Below are 22073 nucleotides of genomic sequence, written 5' to 3'. Positions count from 1 at the left end.
AAATATCAGAACAAAATCTAAAATACTATCATGAAATACATTAAGAGTGCTTGCTTATTATTTCTTTTTTTTCCATTACTACTTTTGTCCCAAACAAAAAGAATTATTGAAATACAGAATAATTCGAATTTAGAAAGAAACGAAGTTGTTATAGCAATCAAATGGGAAACCATCTTATCTCATTATCCTCAAATAGATACGTTAAATTTTGTTGTGATTAATGCTAAGACTAAAAAGCAGATTCCCTATCAATTGGAACACAAAGGACTTCCGGGAATTCAAAATTTACTTGTGCAAGTAAGTATCAAAGCCAAAACAACAGTTGGTCTATCTATACAAAAAGGAAAACCAATGGTATTGCAAACCAAAACCTTTGCCCGTTATGTTCCTGAGAGACTGGATGATTTTGCTTGGGAAAATGACCGTATTGCATTTAGAGCTTATGGTAGAGCATTGGAAGGCAAAAGAGATGATGCTTATGGTTTAGATGTTTGGGTAAAGCGAACGGATAAAATGGTTATAAATGAACGCTACAAGGTAGGAGAGTATCATGTTGATCACGGGAATGGATTAGATTACTACAAAGTCGGTTTTACTTTAGGAGCAGGCAGTATGGCACCTTATATTAAAGATACTGTGCGTTATTCCGGAAATTACAATCGATGGAAATTACTGGATAATGGTCCTTTACGTTCTACTTTTCAATTGGAGTACGATACTTGGGATGCAGTTGGTATCAAAGTTAGATGTACTCGAATAATTTCATTAGATGCAGGTTTACAACTGAATCGAATAGAAAATAGTTACACTTATGTGGATAGTAAAGTATTACCAGTTGCAGTTGGTATAAGTAAAAGACCTGAAAGTGGAGTACTTTTGTTAAATGAGCAACAAGGAATTATAGGGTATTGGGAACCTACTCATGGTAATGATGGTACGACTGGGGTTGGTGCTGTTTTAACTACTGAAGTCAAGAATATGTTGGTAGGAAATAATCAATTATTAGCTCTAACCGAGGCAAAAAATAGTGAGCCAATAGTTTATTATGCAGGAGCTGTTTGGGATAAGGCAGGGAAAATTACAAATTCAGCGCAATGGTTTGAGTATCTCAATCATTTTTCTCAGGGATTAAAGAATCCATTGTTGGTAATTTTAAAATAAAATTCAATTATAGTTAATGAAATCTAATGTTGCCATTTTTGGATTATTATCTTTTTTCTTTTTTGCTTGTAAAAATAAGCAGGATGATAAAAAAGCTATTAATGAAACAATGAGTTGTGAAGCTTCTTTACCAGCTCGTTTTTCTGTTGGAAAAACTTCAGATACAGTTAATAAATCAAAAAAAGTTTCTTACGAAGGGATGGTGAAGATTTCCGGAGGTGAATTTCTGATGGGGGCTTCGGATAAAGAAGGAAGATCCGATGAGTATCCTCAACATAAGGTTATTGTCAAAAGTTTTTGGATGGATGCTACCGAAGTAACTAATGCCCAATTTGAGAAATTTGTAAAGGCAACAGGCTATATCACAACTGCTGAAATAAAACCCAATTGGGAAGAAATAAAAAAACAATTACCTCCAGGTACTCCAAAACCTGATGAAAGTTTATTAGTTGCGGCATCATTGGTTTTTACGCCTACTACTACTGCAGTTAATTTAAATGATGCATCCCAATGGTGGACATGGACTAAAGGGGCTAGCTGGAAACATCCGCACGGACCTGAAAGTACTATTAATGGAAAAGAAAATTATCCTGTAGTACACATTTCATGGGACGATGCAAATGCATATGCAAAATGGGCTGGCAAAAGATTACCTACCGAAGCTGAATGGGAGTTTGCAGCTCGAGGAGGATTGATTGATAAAAAATATTTTTGGGGAAATGAAGAGCCCGAAAAAGCGAAACCCAAGGCAAATATTTGGCAGGGAAAATTTCCCTATTTGAATACTGCTGTTGATAAATTTACAGTAGCAGCTCCTGTAAAATCATTTTCGCCTAATGGTTATGGTTTGTATGATATGGCAGGAAATGTTTGGGAATGGTGTAGTGATTGGTACACGCCTGAGTATTATAAAGAATTAACACAATCTGTCTCAGAAAATCCCAAAGGACCTTCAAAGAGTCATGACCCAATGGAGCCTACTATTCCTAAAAAAGTGGTTAGAGGAGGATCGTTTCTTTGTAATGCTTCTTACTGTAAAGGATACCGCGTTACGGCAAGAATGAAGTCATCACCCGATACTGGTTTGCAACACACTGGTTTTAGATGTGTGGCAGATGTCAAGTAATTGTACAATAGAATATAGAAAAAGAGTATCGCTTTAACAGTTTTAAATTATTATTTATGCTTTTAGTGTAGATAATATTCTTGTATAGTAAGTAAAGTATTAATCCATTAACCAAACAAATAATCATGAGTTCTAAATTATTTCATATAGTTTTTATTAGCTGTTGTATCTTAATTTTTAATTGCTCCCTTGCGCAGCAAAAGCCTAATATTGTCTTTATCCTTTCTGATGATGCTGGTTATGCCGATTTTAGTTTTCAATCTTCACGATTAATACCTACTCCAAACATTGATCGTGTAGCGAAGGAAGGTGTAAAATTTACTAATGGATATGTTACGGGTGCTGTTTGTAGTCCATCGAGGGCAGGTTTGCTTACAGGAGTGTATCAGGCAAAATTTGGTCACACTACAAACTTTATTCAAGGGGTAAAATATAACCTTCCGCTTGATAGCCTTGGTTTACCAACAAAACAAAAATTAGTTGGTGATTATCTAAAACCTTTGGGATATACTACAGGTATTGTTGGTAAATGGCATTTGGGATTGTCTGCTCCTTTTCATCCCAATAAAAGAGGTTTTGATTATTTCTGGGGATTTCTCTGGGGTAGCAGTGCTTATGATGTAACCAAAAAACGGTTTATTGAAGAAAACGGGAATCAACTGGATGCTTCAACCATTCCATATACGACAGATGCAATTGGAGATAAATCGGTAGAGTTCATTAAAGCGAATAAGGATAAACCCTTTTATCTTTATGTGTCATTCAATGCACCGCATACACCTATGCAAGCTAAACCGGAATTGTTGGAGAGGTTTACTAAAGAATTAAACAATCGTAACCGCGCATTAAATGCCGCTCTCACTTACAATATGGATGAAAACGTGGGTAAAATATATAGAGCACTTGAACAATTGAATTTATTAGAAAATACTATTATTGTTTTTACGAATGATAACGGTGGACAGGTAGAACATAGTTTTGCTGATAATTATCCATTGCGTGGAATGAAAAGTGATGTGTATGAAGGAGGTATTCGAGTGCCAATGGCTATGAGCTGGAAGGGTAAAATACAGCCGGGGACTGTATTCGAAATACCAGTTACCACACTTGATTTTTTACCTACCTTTTTAACTGCCGCAGGAGCCAAATTGAAAGATAGTGTTTACGCTAGGCTTGAAGGTAGGAATCTCATAAGAATGATTAATTCACCTACGGATAAGGATTATAATCGTTCCCTTTTCTGGTATGTAAATACCAATAGAGGATGTATGCGTAAAGGAGATTTTAAAATGGTTTTTCTTCCAAATCAGCAGCCTCAATTGTATAATTTGAAAAATGATATTTCTGAAACTAAAGATTTACTTGGCACTGAAATAATAATTTCTGATGCCATGACCAAAGAATACATGCGTTGGAAAAAACAGTTACCTCCGTTCAAATGGTATCCAATTAGAAAAACAGATAAACAGGAAGAGTAAATCATAATTTTCATAAAAATGAACAAAAAGGATATTAGGTCATTAAATCCAGAATCATTTTTATATTTCAACTCCAAATTAAAGGCATATAACATCCAAAGTAGAATAACCATGCGCATTAAATGTTTTTTATCTTTCGTTGTATTAATTGGTATTAACACTAACATTTTTGCCAAAAAAATCTATGTTGATAATGTTGCTCAAACATATAAAGTCTTAAATAATTTGAGACCCGGAGACAGCCTGGTATTTAAAAAGGGAGAATATAAGGATATTCAATTATTGCTTAAACAAAATGGAAGCAGCAGTAAACCAATTGTTTTAATTGCGGAAACACCAGGTAGTGTAATTTTCTGTGGAGACGTGAAAGTGGCTATGTATGGTACATACACAGAGCTTAACGGCATTTATTTTACCAATGGAAACCGTAATCCAAATCAATGGAAGTCACATGGACCCGGACTTATTGCTATGTATGCCAGCTATTGCAGGGTTTCCAATTGTGCATTTAACAATTTCGATGAAGCTAATTCAGCATACATTACTACATCATTGGACGAAAACGGAAATGTCCCCACACATTGTCGCATTGACCATTGTAGTTTTACGAATAAACTTACCTTCGATCAGGTTATTAACTTAAACAATCAAAAAGCTCCAGACAAAACAAGCCAGGTAATTGCACCACCAATGTACCATCGTGTGGATCATTGCTTTTTCTCGAATCCCAAAAAGAAAGGTAATGCCGGAGGTGCTATCCGTGTAGGGTATTACCGAAATGCACTTGGTCGTTGTTTAGTTGATTCAAATCTTTTTATTCGTCAGGATTCGGAATCAGAAATAGTAACCAGCAAGTCAATGGAAAATGTATATTATGCCAATACAGTTTTAAATTGCCAAGGAACTCTTAATTTTCGTCATGGTGACAAACAAGTAGCGATTAATAATTTCTTTTTATCAGATGATGAAAAATATAAAGGCTATGGAGGCATGTATATATGGGGTAGCAAACACATTATAGCCGGGAATTATTTTAGTTTGTCAAAAACAATTGAATCTAGGGGTAATGCCGCTATTTATCTTAATACTGGCGCTGAGGGAACGGAACATGCGCTTGCATTTGGAAGCATTATTGCTAAAAATATGTTTGTTAATAACAATGGTTACACCATCCATTTTAATCCTTTAGAAGAGCTTAGAAAGAATTTTTCAAAAGAGAAAAACCTTCCCTACAATGTGCCTCACCATATTACGCTTAGTGATAACACCTTTTTTGACAATAAAAAGTATGGTTACACTTTTTTTAAAGATGATTATAAAGATTTGAATAGGAATAATCAGTGGAATAAAAATATTTATTGGGGTAAACAAACAGGTCTTACTCCATTGTTAGGTCTTGAAGAAAAGCAATTTGAAATGGTTTTACAAAATGGTTTTTATTTTTTGAAAAACAAAAATGCTCAAAGTAGTCTTGCAGGATTGCCTAACTTTTATAATAATATTGAAGGTATTGAGCTGAATTTTGATGAGGCTGTAAGTAATTCTACTATGCAAAAACCGCTTAGTATTGAACAAGTGATTCCTAAATGGATGTTAAATACTTTGGGGGATTATTATAAAACAGGAAAGTTATCTCCTGAGTTAGAAGTAAGGTTGAAACGAATTTCAGCTACAAGAGAAGAATGATATATTTACAACCAAGTTAATGAATTTATTTTGGTTTTCACGATAATTATTTGTATTAGTTTACAATATTATTAAGCTCTTATTTTGATAATGATATTAGATGTATAAACAATAAAACAATTTATTCTAAAAAATCTATCTGAATAATATTTTTTGTAAGCTGTTTTTTTATGACACTATCCCAAAAAGTGTGTAAGTTGAAAAGTTAAGGCTTCGTTTTTATAATCGGAGCCTTTTTTCAAATATAAGGGTAAATTGGTTTAAAACAATTCCCCAATTTTGAATAGGCATTGACCATTTTTTGGTCGCTTCTCTTAAAGCCAAAAATACCGATTTTAATACAGCATCATCTGTTGGGAACGACATTTTATTTTTAGTGTATTTTCTAATTTTTCCGTTTAAGTTCTCGATTAAATTTGTTGTATAAATGATTTTTCTAATTTCAATTGGAAAATCAAAAAATACGGTCAATTCATCCCAGTTATCTCGCCAGGATTTAATTGCATAAGAATATTTGGATTCCCATTTGTCTGCAAAATCGTTTAAAGCCAACTCTGCTGCTTGTTTTGTTGGAGCGTTATAAATATGTTTCATATCGGCAGTAAATTGTTTTCGGTCCTTCCAAACGACATATTTACAAGCATTTCTAATTTGATGAACCACGCAGATTTGTGTTTGAGATTCAGGGAAAACACTTCGGATTGTTTGAGTAAATCCATTTAAATTATCGGTAGCTGTAATAAGTATATCTTCAACGCCACGGGCTTTTAAATCAGTCAAGACACTCATCCAAAAGCTACTGCTTTCATTCTTACCAAGCCACATTCCTAAAACATCTTTTTTACCATCTCTGTTAAGCCCTACAGCTAAATAAATAGTTTTATTGATAACTTTCGAACCTTCTCTAACCTTAAAAACAATACCATCCATCCAAACAATTAAATAAAGCTCTTCTAGTGGCCTGTTTTGCCAAGTAACTACTTCATTTGTAATTGTGTTGGTAATACGTGATATAGTCGAAGAAGACACTTCAAAATTATATACCTCCTTGATCTGTTCTTCAATATCACTAACACTCATGCCTTTAGCATAAAGTGAGATGATGACATTTTCAATACCTTGGGCTATATTTTCTCTTTTAGGAACAAGCAGGGGATTAAAGGAAGAATCTCTGTCACGAGGAACTTTGATTTCTTGTTGACCAAAAGAGGTCTTTATTTTTTTAGTTCCGTGTCCGTTGCGATAATTACCCTTAGTGGTTTTATCGTGTTTTTCATTGTCTAAATGAGCATCAAGTTCGGCTTCGAGCATATGTTCAACAGCTCGTTTGTGCATCGTTTGAAAGAATGAGGTTAAATCTTCTGCATTCTTGAAGGATTTATAGAAATCCTTGTTGTTTAATAAGTCGTCTTTGTCAATCATAATTATGTAAGGTTAAAAATAACAAAAAGTTATTTCCGAAAAATATTTTTGAGCTTTTTAAAGGAGCTCAAATATTTTTCAGAATAACTTTTCAACTTACACAGTTAGTGAGACACTACCTTTTTTATGTAAATAGAATACAAAAAACGATATGTAACCAATTTATTTTTGTCAAATCTCTTTAAATTGAAACCGTAAATTCAAAGATTGTATTCTTAATCTTTGAGTTTACGGTTTCTTTTATCGGGTTTGTAAGTAATGTTTAAAGAACTAAATCGCTAATTTCTAACGCAATTCCCTTAGCTTTTTCATAGGTGTTGGCTTCTGAATAGATACGTAAAATAGCCTCGGTATTTGATTTTCTTAGGTGAACCCAACTGTTATCCATTTCAATTTTGATTCCGTCGATAGTAATTATAGGATAATTGGAAAATTTTGCTTTTATTTTTTCCAAAATTCTATCCATTGATAAGTTGTCAGGAAGATCTATTTTGTGTTTGTACATAGCATATAATGGGAATCTTTCTTTTAATACAGATAATGATAGACCAGATTCAGCCATATAACTTAGTAAAAAACCAATTCCAACCAAGGCATCTCTTCCATAATGCAATTCAGGATAGATTACTCCGCCGTTTCCTTCTCCGCCAATTATGGCATTGACTTCTTTCATTTTTTCAACCACATTTACTTCTCCCACAGCAGCTGAATAATATTTTCCTCCTCTTGTTTCCGTAATATCTTTTAGGGCACGGGTAGAGGATAAATTTGAAACTGTATTTCCTTTTTGGTGCGATAATATATAATCCGATACGGCTACCAGCGTATATTCCTCATTGAATGGCTCACCATTTTCGCAAATAATAACCAATCTGTCGACATCTGGATCTACTGCAATACCAATATCAAAATTACCCTCTTTCATTCTTGCGATTAATTCGGTTAAGTTTTCTGTGAGTGGTTCCGGGTTATGTGCAAATTGGCCTGTGGGATCGCAATTCAATAGTTCAATCTGATCTACTCCCAAACTATTCAATAATAAAGGAACAGCAATTCCTCCGGTAGAATTCACCGCATCAATGACTACTTTGAATTTCCTTTTCTGAATAGCTTCCGTATTAATTAAAGGCAAAGCTTTAATGGCTTCGATATGGAAGTTAAAATAATCGGTATTAATAGTATAATTACCTAAATGGTCTACATCAGCATATTCATAATTTTCAGACTCAATACTTTTTAAAATAGTTGTTATGTCTTTGGCCGAAATAAATTCTCCTTTTTCATTTAGTAATTTTAAGGCATTCCATTCCTTAGGATTATGACTGGCTGTCAGGATGATACCTCCTAAAGCTTTTTCGGCAACTACTGCCATTTCTACAGTTGGTGTTGTAGATAATCCTAAATCAACAACGTCTAACCCCATTGATTGTAGCGTGCCACTTACAATCCTAGAAACTATTTCTCCTGAAAGGCGGGCATCTCTACCAATTACTATTTTTTTTCTTGTAGTGTCTTTAGATTTTAGCCAAAAACCAAAAGCTGCTGTAAAAGTGACAATATCATTTGGGGTAAAAGCATTTCCTGTAGTTCCTCCAATGGTTCCTCTTATTCCTGAGATGGATTTTATTAAAGTCATAATTATTGATTTTTATTAAAATTACTTGTGTTTATTTTATACATAAAATTATTTTGATGATGGAGTTTTTCAAAAGAAAATGTAGATTGAAGAGGTGAATTGATTTTTTACTTTTTGAGAAATATAAAAGTATTAGACCAAAAAGATTTAAGAGAATGATTTTCTTTATTTTTGTTTAAAATCAGCTTGTTGTTTTTTGTTGCTCTGGTGTTCTTACTCTTTTGAAGGCCAAAAGTAGCTATATGATAATAAAATTCCAAGAAAATGTATTGAAAATGTTCTCGAGCACACTATATTTGTGTTTAAAAGAAATAAGAGTTCTATTAGCATTAAAATAAAAAATAGTATGAAAAGAGAGAGCAATATTTACAGGGTTAATTTGATAGAGAAATTGGAGTTGGAAATTACAGGAAAAGGGGAGGGGGGTGTCTGGGATAAAGCAGAAGTATTGACTCAGTTTCTTTCTCCTTGGGATATAAAGGAGCCTTCAAAAATAGAATTTAGAGCCTTATGGGATGGAGTGTATTTCTTTTTTTGTTTTAGAGTTTTTGATTCTAAAATCCATATCGTAGCCAAAGACGACAGTTTTGTCAGTATCAATGATTCTGACAGAGTTGAACTTTTTTTTAGACCTGATACTTCGTTAAATCCTTATTACTGTTTAGAAATCGATACTGCTGCAAGAATAATGGATTTTATAGCTTATCCTGATAAAAAATTTGATTTTAACTGGAACTGGCCAAAAAATGATATCAAAGTAAAATCATCAAAAAATGATAAGAGTTTTACAGTAGAAGGAGCTATTAGTATCGATTCTTTTAATAAGTTTAATTTGATTAAAGATAATAAGATTGAAGCTGGAATTTTTAGAGCAAAATATAATTCTGAAGATGGAATTAATTTTGAGCCAACTTGGATTTCCTGGGTAAATCCTAATACTGAGACTCCTGATTTTCATATTCCATCTTCTTTTGGAGTATTGCATTTAATGTTTTAAATTTTTATTCCATGTAATAACTGGCGTTTTCAGAGTTAACTATGTCTATAGGTAAGAGTGTTTCGGGAGTGATGTTTTTTCCAAATATAAAATGATCTACCAATGAACAGATTCCTAGGTATACTTGTTGTTTTGGATTTTGATTAATTAGAAAATCTATTGTTCCTTTGTTTAAATAATTGATGTTGTCTTCTAGTAGGTCATAACCAATAATTGAGATCTTGTTATTGTTAGTTTCATTAATAATTCTAGCAACTTGATAAGCCTTAGAAGTAGTTATGAAAATACCAGATAGATTTGGATTTTCTTTTAAAAAAGCAGTAAATTTTATTTCGTAAGTTGATTTTTTTAATTTTAAAGTTGTTATATCCTGATCTGATTTTTTATTTTCAAGAAAATAATTTCTAAAACCTTTTTCTTTTTCCTGCATGTGTATAGCATTTTTGAATTTTTCATCAATATGAATAATTGCAATTTGTCCATTTTGAGTTATAACTTCCATTAATTTAGCTGCGACTCTACCGCTTTGATAAAGATTTTGTCCTACAAAATTTCTGATTTCTTCAGATGGTACTTGGTTGTTGAATGCATTAACTAGCGTTCCCTGTTTATTATAGTTTTCAATTGCAGTCAAGGCTTCATGGAAAAATAAAGGCGCTAATAGTACGGCATCTGGTTTTAATTGCAATACGTTTTCATTTATATCTATAAAGGAATTTGTGTCTTCGGGATTAAAATAATGTGCTTTAATCGATAAGTTAAAAGCTTTAAATTCCTTTATGGCATCTTGAATCCCTTTGATACAAGGCTTCCAGTATGAATCGTATGCCGGATCAGGGAGTACTACACTTATAGTGTATATTTTATTGTTTTTTAGATTTCGGGCAATTAGATTAGGTTCATAATCTATTTCGTTTAAAACAGCATTTATACTATCAAGCGCCTTTGGAGAAACTTTTCCTCGGTTATGTAAAACTCTATCGACTGTGCCTTTAGACACTCCTGCTAATTGTGCAATGTCTTTTATAGTATATTTTTTATTCATAGATGCTAATATATCAGGTTTAATCTGTTTTATGCTTCAATTTATTTTTTTTAGCAGTTCTTATAGTAAAGTTATTTTTAATATTAAGTGTAAATTTATTAATGGATTTTTAATATCAAAATCGGTTTTTGCTTTTAAGAGTTCTACTTTTTTAATAAAATTTGTTTTAGCATCCAATTATACACTTTTTTTTTGTTTTATAGAAATTTAGTAGTAAAAAACGTATTTTTTGTGCTCGAGAACATTGTTTTGGTGTGTTCGAGCACATTTTTATTGTTTTTTCTTGTTTTACTTAAATTAAATCTATAGTTTCGCATTATAAAACTTAAAAAATGGGGTTGATGTTTTGAGTTTTAAGTTGTTTAATGTATTGTTTATTAGTTATTTAATTTGTTAAAATGAAAAATATTGTATCGTTAGCGCCAGGGAGAACTTGCCTTTTTGGAGATCATCAGGATTATCTTGGATTGCCTGTTATTGCTTGTGCAATAAGTAGAAATATAAAGCTTTCTGCAGTACAAAATAAAACAGGTGTATTCAAGTTGGATATGGTCGATATTAATCAGCTTAGAGTGATAGATATCAATGAGGTTTTTTCGGAGTTAGAACCTCGTGATTATTTTGCTTCTTCGTTAAGGGTTTTAAGAAGGTATGGTTGTGTACCTAATGTAGGATATGATATTACTATAACTGGTAATATTCCAATCAATTCTGGGACATCAAGTTCATCAGCTTTATTGTTGGCGTGGATTAATTTTTTGGTCGAAGCTTTTGGTGTTAATGAAGAAGTAACACCGGAATTTATTTCTAAAATAGGTTATTTGTCTGAAGTTGTGGAGCACGGTGAGCCTGGAGGTATGATGGATCATTTTAGTATCGGTGTTGGCAATGTGGTACATATAAATACTGTAAATCCATTTTCGGTTACGGTCATAGGAAAAGGCTTAGATGGTCTGGTAACGGGGGTTTCAGGAGTTCCAAAAGAGACCATTGGTTTAATAGGGGAATTAAAAGCAAATGCATTATTGGCAATAGAAATTGTAAAAAGTCATTTTGAAAACTTCGATTTGAATAAGACTGAAATTGAGGATTTAAAGCAGTACTGCAACTTTTTGCCAGACCGATTGATTCCTTATTTTGAAGCAGCAATCAAGAATCACCATTATACTAAAATGGCTTTAATTGAATTTCAAAAACCTTCTCTTGATTTAAAAAAGATTGGCGAATTAATGAACTGTCATCATGCTGTTTTGAGAGATTTACTAAAAATAACAGTTCCAAGAATTGATGCTATGATTAATGCTGCACTAGAGGCAGGCGCTTATGGAGCTAAAATTGTTGGTTCAGGAGGTGGAGGCAGTATTGTAGCGATAGCTGAACCAGGAAAAGAATCTAAGGTGGTAGAAGCAATGTTGGCTGCTGGAGCAGTTGCTGCTTATGCTGTAAATGTAGATCCAGGAGCAAGAATAGTAAAAACATTGTAAATTTTTTAATAAAAATGAATATGCATACTAATTTAATAATTTTAGCAGGGGGAGCTTCTTCAAGAATGAAAAAAGAAGCGATAGTTGAAAATTTGACAGAAGAGGAAATCGCACAAGCAAACGAAAGAAGTAAAGGTTTGATAGGAGTTGGTCCTAATGGAAGACCTTTAATGGATTATCTTTTAGTAAATGCAAAAAAAGCGGGATATAAAAACATCTATATCATTATAGGGGAACAGGGAGAGTTGTTTAAATCGTTTTATGGTAATAAGGATAAGAACAATGATTTTCACGGATTGAATATTTCTTTTGCTGTTCAATACGTTCCAGAAGGAAGAGTCAAACCATTTGGAACTGCCGACGCTTTATTTCAGGCAGTTGAGCAATATCCTGAATTAAATACCCAATTTTATTCGGTTTGTAATAGTGATAATTTATATTCAGCTGAGGCATTGTATGCACTTCGTGAAACCAATAGTCCTAATGCGTTTATTAGCTATGATCGTGATGCAATGGAATTTCCTGCTGAGCGTATTTCCCGTTTTGCAGTTGCAAAATTGAATCAAAACAGCTGTCTTCTTGATATTATTGAAAAGCCAGAGGCTGACGTTGTAGAATCCTTTAAGGATGCTGATGGAAAAATTAGGGTAAGTATGAATGCCTTTAAGTTCAAAGGTGAAACTTTATATCCTTATCTTAAAAATTGTCCGGTTCACCCTGAAAGGGACGAAAAAGAATTACCAACAGTGCTTTTAAACTTATTACAGGATTTCCCTAATACTGCTTTAGGAATTCCTTTTTCAGAACATGTGCCTGATTTAACTGCAAAAGAAGATATTGTAGAAGTAAAGGCTTATTTGAAAAAACATTTTCCTGTATTGGATTGGAATTAAATAACTTAATAAACAATTTTAAAAAAAAACAGAAAGAAATGAAAAAATATGTAATTACAGGAGGATCGGGATTTATAGGAAGTCATATTGCTGAACATTTATCTGGAGAAGGACACCAAGTTATTGTGTTAGATAGTCTAAGAACTGGATTCGAAAAAAATCTCGACGGATTAAATGTTCAGTTTGTTAAAGGAGATATTAGAGACAAGGGGCTTGTTGATGAGTTAGTTCAAGGAGCAAGTAGTATTTTTCATTTGGCAGCTTTAGTTAGTGTTCCTGAATCATTATTGCGTTTGGATGAATGTATTGATATCAACACCATCGGAACAATTAATATCCTGGAGGCAGCAAGAAAAAACAATGGCTGCAAAGTGGTGCTTTCTTCATCAGCTGCTAATTATGGAAATAATCCTGTTTTGCCTAAAGTAGAAACTATGATTCCTGAGCCAATGACTCCTTATGCAATTACAAAATTAGATGGAGAATTCTATTTAAAGATGTATCAGGATCAATGGAATGTTCCGACAGCTTCATTGCGATATTTTAATGTCTTTGGACCAAGGCAAAATCCTCAATCAGCTTATGCGGCAGCAGTGCCTATTTTTATTAATAAAGCCCTTCAAAACCAGCCGATAACTATTTATGGAGACGGTTCACAAACTAGAGATTTTATTTATGTGAAAGATGTTGTGAAAGCCAATATTTTGGCATCTCAAATTGGTAATGAAACCTATAATGTAGCTTTGGGGTATAGTACTTCTATCTTAGAATTGGCAGAAAAAATAATTAAAATAACAAATTCTAAATCCCAAATACAATTCTTAGAAGAACGTTCAGGTGATATTAAGCATTCGAAAGCAGATCCATCAAAATTCAATAATTTAGGTTTTAAGCCAGCTCATTCTATTGAAACAGCTTTAGAAGAAACCATTGCTTTTTATCATCAGGAATTGCTAAAATAAAAGAAGGGTTTGGGATTCCAGACGAATTGGTTATTATTTAAAGCATGATAAATTAATTTAACGATAAGCAAAATGACACAAATTAAAAACACATTAGAAAAAAGTCAAAGTAAAGTTTTAATACCGATGGCTATTTTAACTCTGTTATTTTTTATATTAGGGTTTGTTACCTGGTTAAATGGACCTTTGATTCCATTTTTTGAAATAGCCTGTGAATTATCACCATCAGAGGCTTATTTTGTAGCTTTTGCTTTTTATATTGCTTATTTTGTAATGGCTATTCCGTCTTCTTGGATTATAGAAAAAGTTGGGTATAAAAATGGTATTTCACTCGGTTTAATAGTAATTGCTATTGGGGCATTCATGTTTTATCCAGCTGCTGAAATGAGAACTTTTCTTTTGTTCTTAGTAGCTTTGTTCATAATGGGAACAGGATTAGCCATTTTACAGACTGCGGCAAATCCTTATGTCGTTGTAATTGGTCCAAGGGAGAGTGCAGCGGCAAGAATTAGTGTTTTAGGAATTGCCAACAAATTAGCCGGATTTATAGCACCTTTAGTATTAACTGCTTTGGTATTGTCTAACATGAAGGATTATACTAAAGAAAAAATAGCTATGCTTGGCACTGTGTCTAGATCAGAAGCATTGGATACGCTGGCACTTCAATTGCAAACACCGTATATTTATATGGGAATCGTAATTTTAATTTTAGCAATCTTAGCGAAGTTATCCCCTCTTCCTGAAATTGATTTAGATGAAGATGGCCATGTAGCTCATTTGAGTATCTATAAACAAATTAGTAATGCATTCAAGTATCCACAACTTGTTTTGGGGGCAATAACTCTGATGTTGTATGTTGCAGCAGAGGTAATAGCGGGAGATACAATAGGAACTTTTGGAAAACAGCTCGGAGTTTATGGTGAAAATGGGGATTTTTATCTTAAGTTGACCTCGTTTACCATGACAGCAATGTTGATAGGTTATATTGTTGGAATCGCATTAATACCTAAATACTTATCTCAGGTTAATGCATTAAAAATTTCAGGTATTTTGGGAGTGATTTTAGTGATTTCCATTGTGTTGCTGTCTCCGAGTATTATGATTCAATTACCTTTTATTCCCGCTTTGCCTTTGGTAATTATTTTAGTAGCACTATTCGGTTTGGTCAATGCACTTTGTTGGCCGGCAATTTGGCCATTGGCTCTTCAGAATTTAGGAGGATACACAAAAATTGGTGGAGCAATACTAATTATGTCTATCATAGGTGGAGCAATTTTTCCTTTATTATATGGGCTTTTAGCCGAAAGTATCAATATGTCTAATCAAGCTACAGCAGCTTTATCCACAGCAAAAACAGGAAATCAAATAGCATATTTAATGCTTTTACCTGCTTATTTAATGATTTTCTTCTTTGCACATAAAGGGCATAAATACACCAGCTGGTCAAGAAAATAAGCGAATAAATACAATATAAAATTTAAAAATAAACTAACAATGTTAAAAAGTAATATAGACAAAGCGACAGGTTTTGAAAAAAGATTTGAAAATATTGATACAGTAGTTTTTGAAAATTCAACGGAGGCTTCTAAGGCTGTTGCTCAACAAATAGCTTCATTGATCAAATCAAAACAGGTAAGTAATGAATTATGTATTTTAGGTTTGGCAACAGGTTCTTCACCAAAGGGGTTATATGCTGAATTAGTACGCTTGCACAAAGAAGAAGGTTTGAGTTTTAAAAATGTGGTTTCCTTCAATCTGGATGAATATTACCCAATGGAACCGGATTCGATAAACAGTTACGTGCGATTCATGAAAGAATTATTTTTTAACCATGTTGACATTCTGCCTGAAAACGTAAATATTCCAGATGGAACTTTATCAAAAGAAGCTATAGCCGATTATTGTGCTAATTATGAAGCTAAAATTGAATCTTTGGGAGGAATTGATTTGCAGATTCTTGGAATTGGAGGTAACGGTCATATCGGTTTTAACGAATCAGGTTCTTTACAGAATTCAAAAACCAGATTAGTAGCCTTAGATCATATTACCAGAGTTGCGGCAAGTGGAGATTTTTCAGGGTTGAGTAATACGCCAAGAACAGCAATTACTTTGGGAGTAAAAAAAATAATGGAAGCTAAACAGGTTATTTTGATGGCTTGGGGCGAAGGAAAATCGAATATTATCAAAGCCTCTGTAGAAGGAGAGGTAACAAATCAGGTACCGGCTTCCTTTTTACAGGAACATGATAATGCGGTTTTTGTTTTAGACAAAGAAGCTTCTTCAAAACTAACAAGAATCAATACTCCTTGGTTAGTTGAAAAAATTGTCTGGACTGATAAATTAATCCGAAAAGCAGTTTTAGGTTTAGCATTAAAATTAAAGAAACCTATTTTGATGTTGACTGATGCTGATTATATCGAAAACGGTATGAGTGATTTATTAGCCGATTCAGGACCTGCTTACGAAATCAATATTAAAATTTTCAATAAACTTCAAAATACCATTACTGGATGGCCAGGGGGGAAACCTAATGCAAATGACGAGAACAGACCTGAAAGAGCTTTACCTTCAAGAAAAAAGGTATTGATTTTTAGTCCGCATCCTGACGATGATATCATTAGTATGGGAGGTACTTTTATGCGTTTACAAGAACAAGGACATGAAGTACATGTTGCTTATCAAACTTCAGGAAATATTGCTGTAGCCGATGATGAGGCATTACGTTTTGCCAATTTTGTTTGCGATTATAATGAGAAATTTGGTATAAAAAGTCTTGAAGCTGAAACTATTTTTAAAAAATCAATTACTTTTCTTAAAAATAAAAAAAGCAGTGAAATCGACATTCCAGAAGTTCGTTATATCAAAGGTTTAATTCGAAAAGGAGAAGCGCGTGCAACTAGTCATTATGTTGGTTTAGCTGATGACCAAATCCATTTTATGGAGTTGCCGTTTTATGAAACAGGTACGATTAAAAAGAATCCTATTGGTCAGGATGATATCCAAATTACGATGGATTTGATTGAGAAAATTAAACCACATCAGATTTATGCAGCTGGTGATTTAGCCGATCCACACGGTACCCATAAAGTTTGTTTGGATGCTATTTTTGAAGCTGTGAAAAATTTAAAATCTAAGGATTTTATGAAAGATTGTTGGTTGTGGTTGTACAGAGGAGCCTGGCAGGAATGGGGAATTGATGAGATTGAAATGGCAGTACCAATGAGTCCGGATCAGGTTTTAGCTAAAAGACATGGTATTTTTAAACACCAATCTCAAAAAGACGGGGTTGTTTTCCAGGGATCGGATGCCAGAGAATTTTGGCAAAGAGCTGAAGACCGAAATAGTGAAACAGCAGCCTTATATGATAAATTAGGGCTTTCCAGTTACGCTGCTATGGAGGCTTTTGTAAGATGGGAGTATTAATTTGGTATTTTCTTAATAATCGATAAACAAGCTGCTGCATATAAGAAATTGGGACGTCTGATTATGCAGTTCTGTAAGCATTTTTTAAGTTGAATGTATTAGGTTTGTTTTGAAAAAAAAAAAATGGTTTTATTTTTTTTTTTAACCTCAAGAGTATCAATCCTTGAGGCTTTTTTATTGGTCTCAGTTTAGGGTCTAAAACCCTGCAATTTATTGCAGTACTTTAGTAATGTGAAAAAATCTTTACCTTTAGATTATGAGTAAAGATTTAAGAAAAGGTTCGCACACAGTCAGCAGATTAATATGTCATGTTGTTTGGGTTACTAAGTATAGGTTTAAAGTTTTCAAAGGAGATGTTCAAAAGCGTTGCCGTGAGATTTTGATACAGATCTGTGAAGCTGAAGGAATTGAAATTTTAAAAGGAGTTGTTAGTTCAGATCATGTTCACACGCATATAGAATACGCTCCAAAGCATAACGTCAGCTCAATTTTAAAAAGTTTCAAAGGAAGAACTTCAAGAAAATTGCAGATGGAATTTCCCGAATTGAAAGAACGTTATTTGGGGCAACTTTTTTGGGCAAGTGGTTATGGTGTTTGGAGTACTGGAAATATAACCGATAAAATGGTAAATGAATATTTGGAACATCATAGAAGAAAAGAGAGTGATGATAATTCAAATTTCATTCTCGAATGAAATAAATGAGGGACTTTCAGTCCCTCGTAAAACAAACCTCTGCACTTTCAGTGCAGAGTGGTTTAGTAACAGGTTTTTTTACTTTTTGTAAATAAATTTAACATTTAAGAAGGCTAGTTTATTAAATGTATCAAAATTAGGACGAATTAGATGACTAAGTACACTAATTTCAGACGATAAAAAACAGTCAAAGCATTTTTTTAAAATGCTCTTACTGTTGAGGGGGGTGCATTTAAATAGAATTTAGGATAAAACCAATCAAACTATATTATTCATAATTTTTATTTTTGACACTATCCCAAAAAGTGTGTAAGTTGAAAAGTTAAGGCTTCGTTTTTATAATCGGAGCCTTTTTTCAAATATAAGGGTAAATTGGTTTAAAACAATTCCCCAATTTTGAATAGGCATTGACCATTTTTTGGTCGCTTCTCTTAAAGCCAAAAATACCGATTTTAATACAGCATCATCTGTTGGGAACGACATTTTATTTTTAGTGTATTTTCTAATTTTTCCGTTTAAGTTCTCGATTAAATTTGTTGTATAAATGATTTTTCTAATTTCAATTGGAAAATCAAAAAATACGGTCAATTCATCCCAGTTATCTCGCCAGGATTTAATTGCATAAGAATATTTGGATTCCCATTTGTCTGCAAAATCGTTTAAAGCCAACTCTACTGCTTGTTTTGTTGGAGCGTTATAAATATGTTTCATATCGGCAGTAAATTGTTTTCGATCCTTCCAAACGACATATTTACAAGCATTTCTAATTTGATGAACCACGCAGATTTGTGTTTGAGATTCAGGGAAAACACTTCGGATTGTTTGAGTAAATCCATTTAAATTATCGGTAGCTGTAATAAGTATATCTTCAACGCCACGGGCTTTTAAATCAGTCAAAACACTCATCCAAAAGCTACTGCTTTCATTCTTACCAAGCCACATTCCTAAAACATCTTTTTTACCATCTCTGTTAAGCCCTACAGCTAAATAAATAGTTTTATTGATAACTTTCGAACCTTCTCTAACCTTAAAAACAATACCATCCATCCAAACAATTAAATAAAGCTCTTCTAGTGGCCTGTTTTGCCAAGTAACTACTTCATTTGTAATTGTGTTGGTAATACGTGATATAGTCGAAGAAGACACTTCAAAATCATATACCTCCTTGATCTGTTCTTCAATATCACTAACACTCATGCCTTTAGCATAAAGTGAGATGATGACATTTTCAATACCTTGGGCTATATTTTCTCTTTTAGGAACAAGCAGGGGATTAAAGGAAGAATCTCTGTCACGAGGAACTTTGATTTCTTGTTGACCAAAAGAGGTCTTTATTTTTTTAGTTCCGTGTCCGTTGCGATAATTACCCTTAGTGGTTTTATCGTGTTTTTCATTGTCTAAATGAGCATCAAGTTCGGCTTCGAGCATATGTTCAACAGCTCGTTTGTGCATCGTTTGAAAGAATGAGGTTAAATCTTCTGCATTCTTGAAGGATTTATAGAAATCCTTGTTGTTTAATAAGTCGTCTTTGTCAATCATAATTATGTAAGGTTAAAAATAACAAAAAGTTATTTCCGAAAAATATTTTTGAGCTTTTTAAAGGAGCTCAAATATTTTTCAGAATAACTTTTCAACTTACACAGTTAGTGAGACACTACCTTAGTTTTTAAGATTAGTTAATTCAAGTTGCTAGTTAATCGATTTATTTAATTGTAATCCGAAGACAAACAAAGTTAGCTTTATTAGAAAACCTTCCAAAGTCACCGCGTGTATCGTTCTTGGGAAAAGTTTTTTAATATCGCTAATAGTTGTTTCTATTCTTTTCCTCATTTTTAATTTTTCTTTTTTTTGTTCCAAAGTGTCTATTCTTTTAGAATTTGATTTCTTTTGAATCTTCAAGAAAATACATTTTTGTTCGCGCGCAAAATCTTTCAAACCATAATCCAAATAGGCACTATCTCCATAAATTGATGCTTCTGCAGGCAATTTATTTATCATTTTTCCCAATGCTTTTGCATCAGCCGTTTTTCCCGGAGTAAAATGAAAGGCTATTGGGATACCATCTTTTGTTGTAACTAATTGTACTTTGACTCCATAAAAATAGTTTCTCATGCTTGCCGTGTAACCTCTCCACTTTTTATCTTTAACAATTTTACAATTAAGAATCCTTATATTGTTACATATTGCAACTGGAAAAGAATCTATAATGTATTGCATTTCGCAACAAAAGCGTTTAAAATAAGAACTTACAATTTCAAATAACTCACAAAGAAGTTTTCCGACTTTATGAATTCGTCTGTTAAATCGGCTCTTATCGAGCGTATTGGGAATAAATCCGTATTGTTTCATAAACCGAATAGCAGAGGAATGATTCCCGTAAAAACTCGTTGATGATACAATAGCGGTCAATATAATTTCACTATCGCTTACTTGTCGTCTTTTGTCTTCTTTGTGTTCAATTCCTTGTAAAATATCATCGATTAAACAAAAAATTGAGATAATTTTGTCTTTGCAAAGCATTGGTAAAGTTTTTATGTCGGCAAGACAAATTTACTTATCCTTTGCTTTGTTTTTTATACTACTTAAACTAGCAACTTGAATTAGTTAGTAAAAAATTATAATTGTAAAACAAAAGCAATTTATTTTTTTACAGAAATATTGTGTTTCTGAAATTCTTCTATTGTCAAATTGCCGAGTGCAGAATGTCTCCTGTGTCTGTTGTAGAAATTTTCTATATAGCCTGAAATAGATTCATTTGCTTTTTCTTTTGTGGCATATGTGTTATGGTAGACCAGTTCGGTTTTCAGCGTTTTGAAAAAACTTTCCGCCACGGCATTGTCATAGCAGTTCCCTCTTCTGCTCATGCTCCGGGTTATCTGTCCGGTTTCTTAAAGTAAAGACGCAAACCACAGGCAGGCGTATTGCGTTCCCCTGTCTGAGTGGAACAGCAGTTTTTGGTTACTCTCTAGAGGACGATTCCGTATTGCATTTTTAAAAGCCCTTATGCTTGTTTCTTTTGCTTTAAGTGTTTCGCTGAGCGACCATCCGATTACCTTACGGTCAAAAAGGTCTATTACCACAGTGAGATACAGCCAGCCCTCGTCAGTCTCTATATAGGTTATATCCGAAACCCATATTTCATTGCAGTGGGATGTTTTAAAATGCTGCTCCAGTATGTTCTGAGCCGTGAAATGTTTATGAGAGGAGCTTGTCGTTTTTCTGAATTTTGATTTTGCGATGCTGCGCAGATGGTTTTCCATCATTATTTTAGCAACAAATGCTCTGGAGACTTTAATACCGATTGCGGAGAGTTCTTTGGCAATTCGCGGACTTCCGTATCTGCACTGGCTCCAGTGATAGATTCTGGTAATTTCAGAGGTGATCAATGCTTTATGTGCAGCTCTTCCGGAAGACAGCTTTTTCAGCCATTTATAATAGCAGCTGGGAGTCGCCTGAAAAACCTGGCACATCTTCCCAATGGGAAATCATCAGTATTTACTCTTATCAACTTGTAAACAGCTCTTCTGTCCCTGTGAAGAATTCCTGCAGCTTCCTGTAAAATATCCCGCTCCATCCGAATGTTTTTAATTTCCTTCCGAAGTCCGGTTGTTTCCTTTCTGTCTGAATCCGGGCCGCTTCTCTGGTACAGGGTGAGCTTTCCGTCTCTGAACAGATTTTTCCAGTGCTGTAGGCTGTTTTTGTTGATCCGCAGCTTATCGGCAGCGAGCCGAACGCTTTTGTGCTCGATGCAGGTCTTGACGGCCCAGATTTTAAAATCAATAAAGTCAATGCTGTATTTTTTTCTGCTGTTTCCCATCCTGATAAAAGTTAGGTGCGTTATTCTGCCCAGGGGGCAGTAAGAATTATAACGTAGATTTTTCCAATTTTTAAGCTGGTCTAAACAGAATTCGCCTTAACTTTTTGTAGCACTTTTGGAGGCAACTCCACTCACGCTGTGCCACGAATGCGCCATGAAGATTTTGCGTGATTTTATAAATATTGAAAAGTGGTATAAAAGAAAAAACCCTGCAAATCGTTTGATTTTCAGGGTTTACCGCTTTTTTAG

Annotated in this window: 19 protein-coding genes; 11 read left to right on the top strand and 8 right to left on the bottom strand. The window is 33.6% G+C overall.

What is annotated here, in order from left to right; genetic code table 11:
- The first annotated feature begins 30 nt into the window (after positions 1-30).
- From BIW12_RS15915 to BIW12_RS15900, 4 genes are all read left to right on the top strand, one after another.
- Positions 31-1161, top strand: coding sequence for a DUF4861 family protein (locus BIW12_RS15915; RefSeq protein ID WP_071186021.1), 1131 nt, complete (start codon positions 31-33; stop codon positions 1159-1161).
- Between the two features lie 16 nt (positions 1162-1177).
- The gene (locus BIW12_RS15910) at positions 1178-2287 is read left to right on the top strand and encodes a formylglycine-generating enzyme family protein (RefSeq protein ID WP_071186020.1); all 1110 of its coding nucleotides are present in this window, start codon (positions 1178-1180) and stop codon (positions 2285-2287) included.
- A gap of 125 nt (positions 2288-2412) precedes the next feature.
- On the top strand, positions 2413-3765 hold the full coding sequence (locus BIW12_RS15905) for a sulfatase-like hydrolase/transferase (protein WP_071186019.1): 1353 nt from the start codon (positions 2413-2415) through the stop codon (positions 3763-3765).
- Between the two features lie 18 nt (positions 3766-3783).
- Positions 3784-5451, top strand: a complete 1668-nt coding sequence (locus tag BIW12_RS15900; protein ID WP_198033429.1) for a chondroitinase-B domain-containing protein — start codon at positions 3784-3786, stop codon at positions 5449-5451.
- Positions 5452-5670: 219 nt separating this feature from the next.
- On the opposite strand, the gene BIW12_RS15895 is transcribed toward BIW12_RS15900, so the two are convergent.
- Entirely contained in the window at positions 5671-6873 is a 1203-nt protein-coding gene (locus tag BIW12_RS15895; RefSeq protein WP_071183375.1) for an IS256 family transposase, read from the bottom strand.
- A 262-nt stretch (positions 6874-7135) separates the two neighbouring features.
- Entirely contained in the window at positions 7136-8509 is a 1374-nt protein-coding gene (gene glmM, locus BIW12_RS15890) for a phosphoglucosamine mutase (RefSeq protein WP_071186018.1), read from the bottom strand.
- Between the two features lie 346 nt (positions 8510-8855).
- On the opposite strand from glmM, the gene BIW12_RS15885 reads away from it, so the two are divergent.
- Positions 8856-9506 carry a sugar-binding protein gene (locus BIW12_RS15885; protein ID WP_071186017.1) on the top strand — a complete coding sequence of 217 codons (651 nt, stop codon included), beginning with the start codon at positions 8856-8858 and terminating at the stop codon, positions 9504-9506.
- A gap of 4 nt (positions 9507-9510) precedes the next feature.
- Here BIW12_RS15885 and BIW12_RS15880 read toward each other — a convergent pair whose 3' ends face one another.
- The gene (locus BIW12_RS15880) at positions 9511-10551 is read right to left on the bottom strand and encodes a LacI family DNA-binding transcriptional regulator (protein WP_071186016.1); all 1041 of its coding nucleotides are present in this window, start codon (positions 10549-10551) and stop codon (positions 9511-9513) included.
- A gap of 398 nt (positions 10552-10949) precedes the next feature.
- On the opposite strand from BIW12_RS15880, the gene BIW12_RS15870 reads away from it, so the two are divergent.
- The 6 genes from BIW12_RS15870 to tnpA all read left to right on the top strand — a co-directional run bounded on the left by BIW12_RS15870 (position 10950) and on the right by tnpA (position 18007).
- Positions 10950-12035, top strand: coding sequence for a mevalonate kinase family protein (locus BIW12_RS15870; protein WP_071186014.1), 1086 nt, complete (start codon positions 10950-10952; stop codon positions 12033-12035).
- Between the two features lie 14 nt (positions 12036-12049).
- Positions 12050-12928: a sugar phosphate nucleotidyltransferase gene (locus tag BIW12_RS15865; protein ID WP_232227110.1), complete on the top strand. Its 879-nt coding sequence runs from the start codon at positions 12050-12052 to the stop codon at positions 12926-12928.
- Between the two features lie 38 nt (positions 12929-12966).
- A complete protein-coding gene (locus BIW12_RS15860) occupies positions 12967-13890 on the top strand; it encodes an NAD-dependent epimerase/dehydratase family protein (RefSeq protein WP_071186493.1) in 924 nt (307 codons plus the stop codon).
- Between the two features lie 72 nt (positions 13891-13962).
- Positions 13963-15345 (top strand): sugar MFS transporter, encoded by a 1383-nt coding sequence (locus BIW12_RS15855; RefSeq protein WP_071186012.1) that lies wholly within the window; start codon positions 13963-13965, stop codon positions 15343-15345.
- A gap of 39 nt (positions 15346-15384) precedes the next feature.
- Entirely contained in the window at positions 15385-17313 is a 1929-nt protein-coding gene (gene nagB, locus BIW12_RS15850) for a glucosamine-6-phosphate deaminase (protein WP_071186011.1), read from the top strand.
- 256 nt (positions 17314-17569) lie between these two features.
- Entirely contained in the window at positions 17570-18007 is a 438-nt protein-coding gene (tnpA, locus tag BIW12_RS15845) for an IS200/IS605 family transposase (protein WP_071186010.1), read from the top strand.
- A 336-nt stretch (positions 18008-18343) separates the two neighbouring features.
- On the opposite strand, the gene BIW12_RS15840 is transcribed toward tnpA, so the two are convergent.
- The 5 genes from BIW12_RS15840 to BIW12_RS16410 form a co-directional block, all read right to left on the bottom strand.
- Positions 18344-19546 carry an IS256 family transposase gene (locus tag BIW12_RS15840; protein ID WP_071185457.1) on the bottom strand — a complete coding sequence of 401 codons (1203 nt, stop codon included), beginning with the start codon at positions 19544-19546 and terminating at the stop codon, positions 18344-18346.
- Positions 19547-19696: 150 nt separating this feature from the next.
- Positions 19697-20527: an IS982 family transposase gene (locus BIW12_RS15835; RefSeq protein WP_071186009.1), complete on the bottom strand. Its 831-nt coding sequence runs from the start codon at positions 20525-20527 to the stop codon at positions 19697-19699.
- A gap of 119 nt (positions 20528-20646) precedes the next feature.
- Entirely contained in the window at positions 20647-20883 is a 237-nt protein-coding gene (locus tag BIW12_RS16700; protein ID WP_394332099.1) for an integrase core domain-containing protein, read from the bottom strand.
- Positions 20884-20895: 12 nt separating this feature from the next.
- Positions 20896-21477 (bottom strand): IS3 family transposase, encoded by a 582-nt coding sequence (locus BIW12_RS15830; RefSeq protein ID WP_083382152.1) that lies wholly within the window; start codon positions 21475-21477, stop codon positions 20896-20898.
- Entirely contained in the window at positions 21429-21824 is a 396-nt protein-coding gene (locus tag BIW12_RS16410) for a hypothetical protein (protein WP_157499564.1), read from the bottom strand. The genes BIW12_RS15830 and BIW12_RS16410 overlap by 49 nt, the downstream gene beginning before the upstream one ends.
- Positions 21825-22073 lie beyond the last annotated feature (249 nt).

The sequence above is a fragment of the Flavobacterium commune genome, assembly GCF_001857965.1.
GTDB classification, from domain to species: Bacteria; Bacteroidota; Bacteroidia; order Flavobacteriales; family Flavobacteriaceae; genus Flavobacterium; species Flavobacterium commune.
Note: the sequence above shows the minus strand (reverse complement) of the source record. Positions and strands in the feature narration are given on the sequence as shown.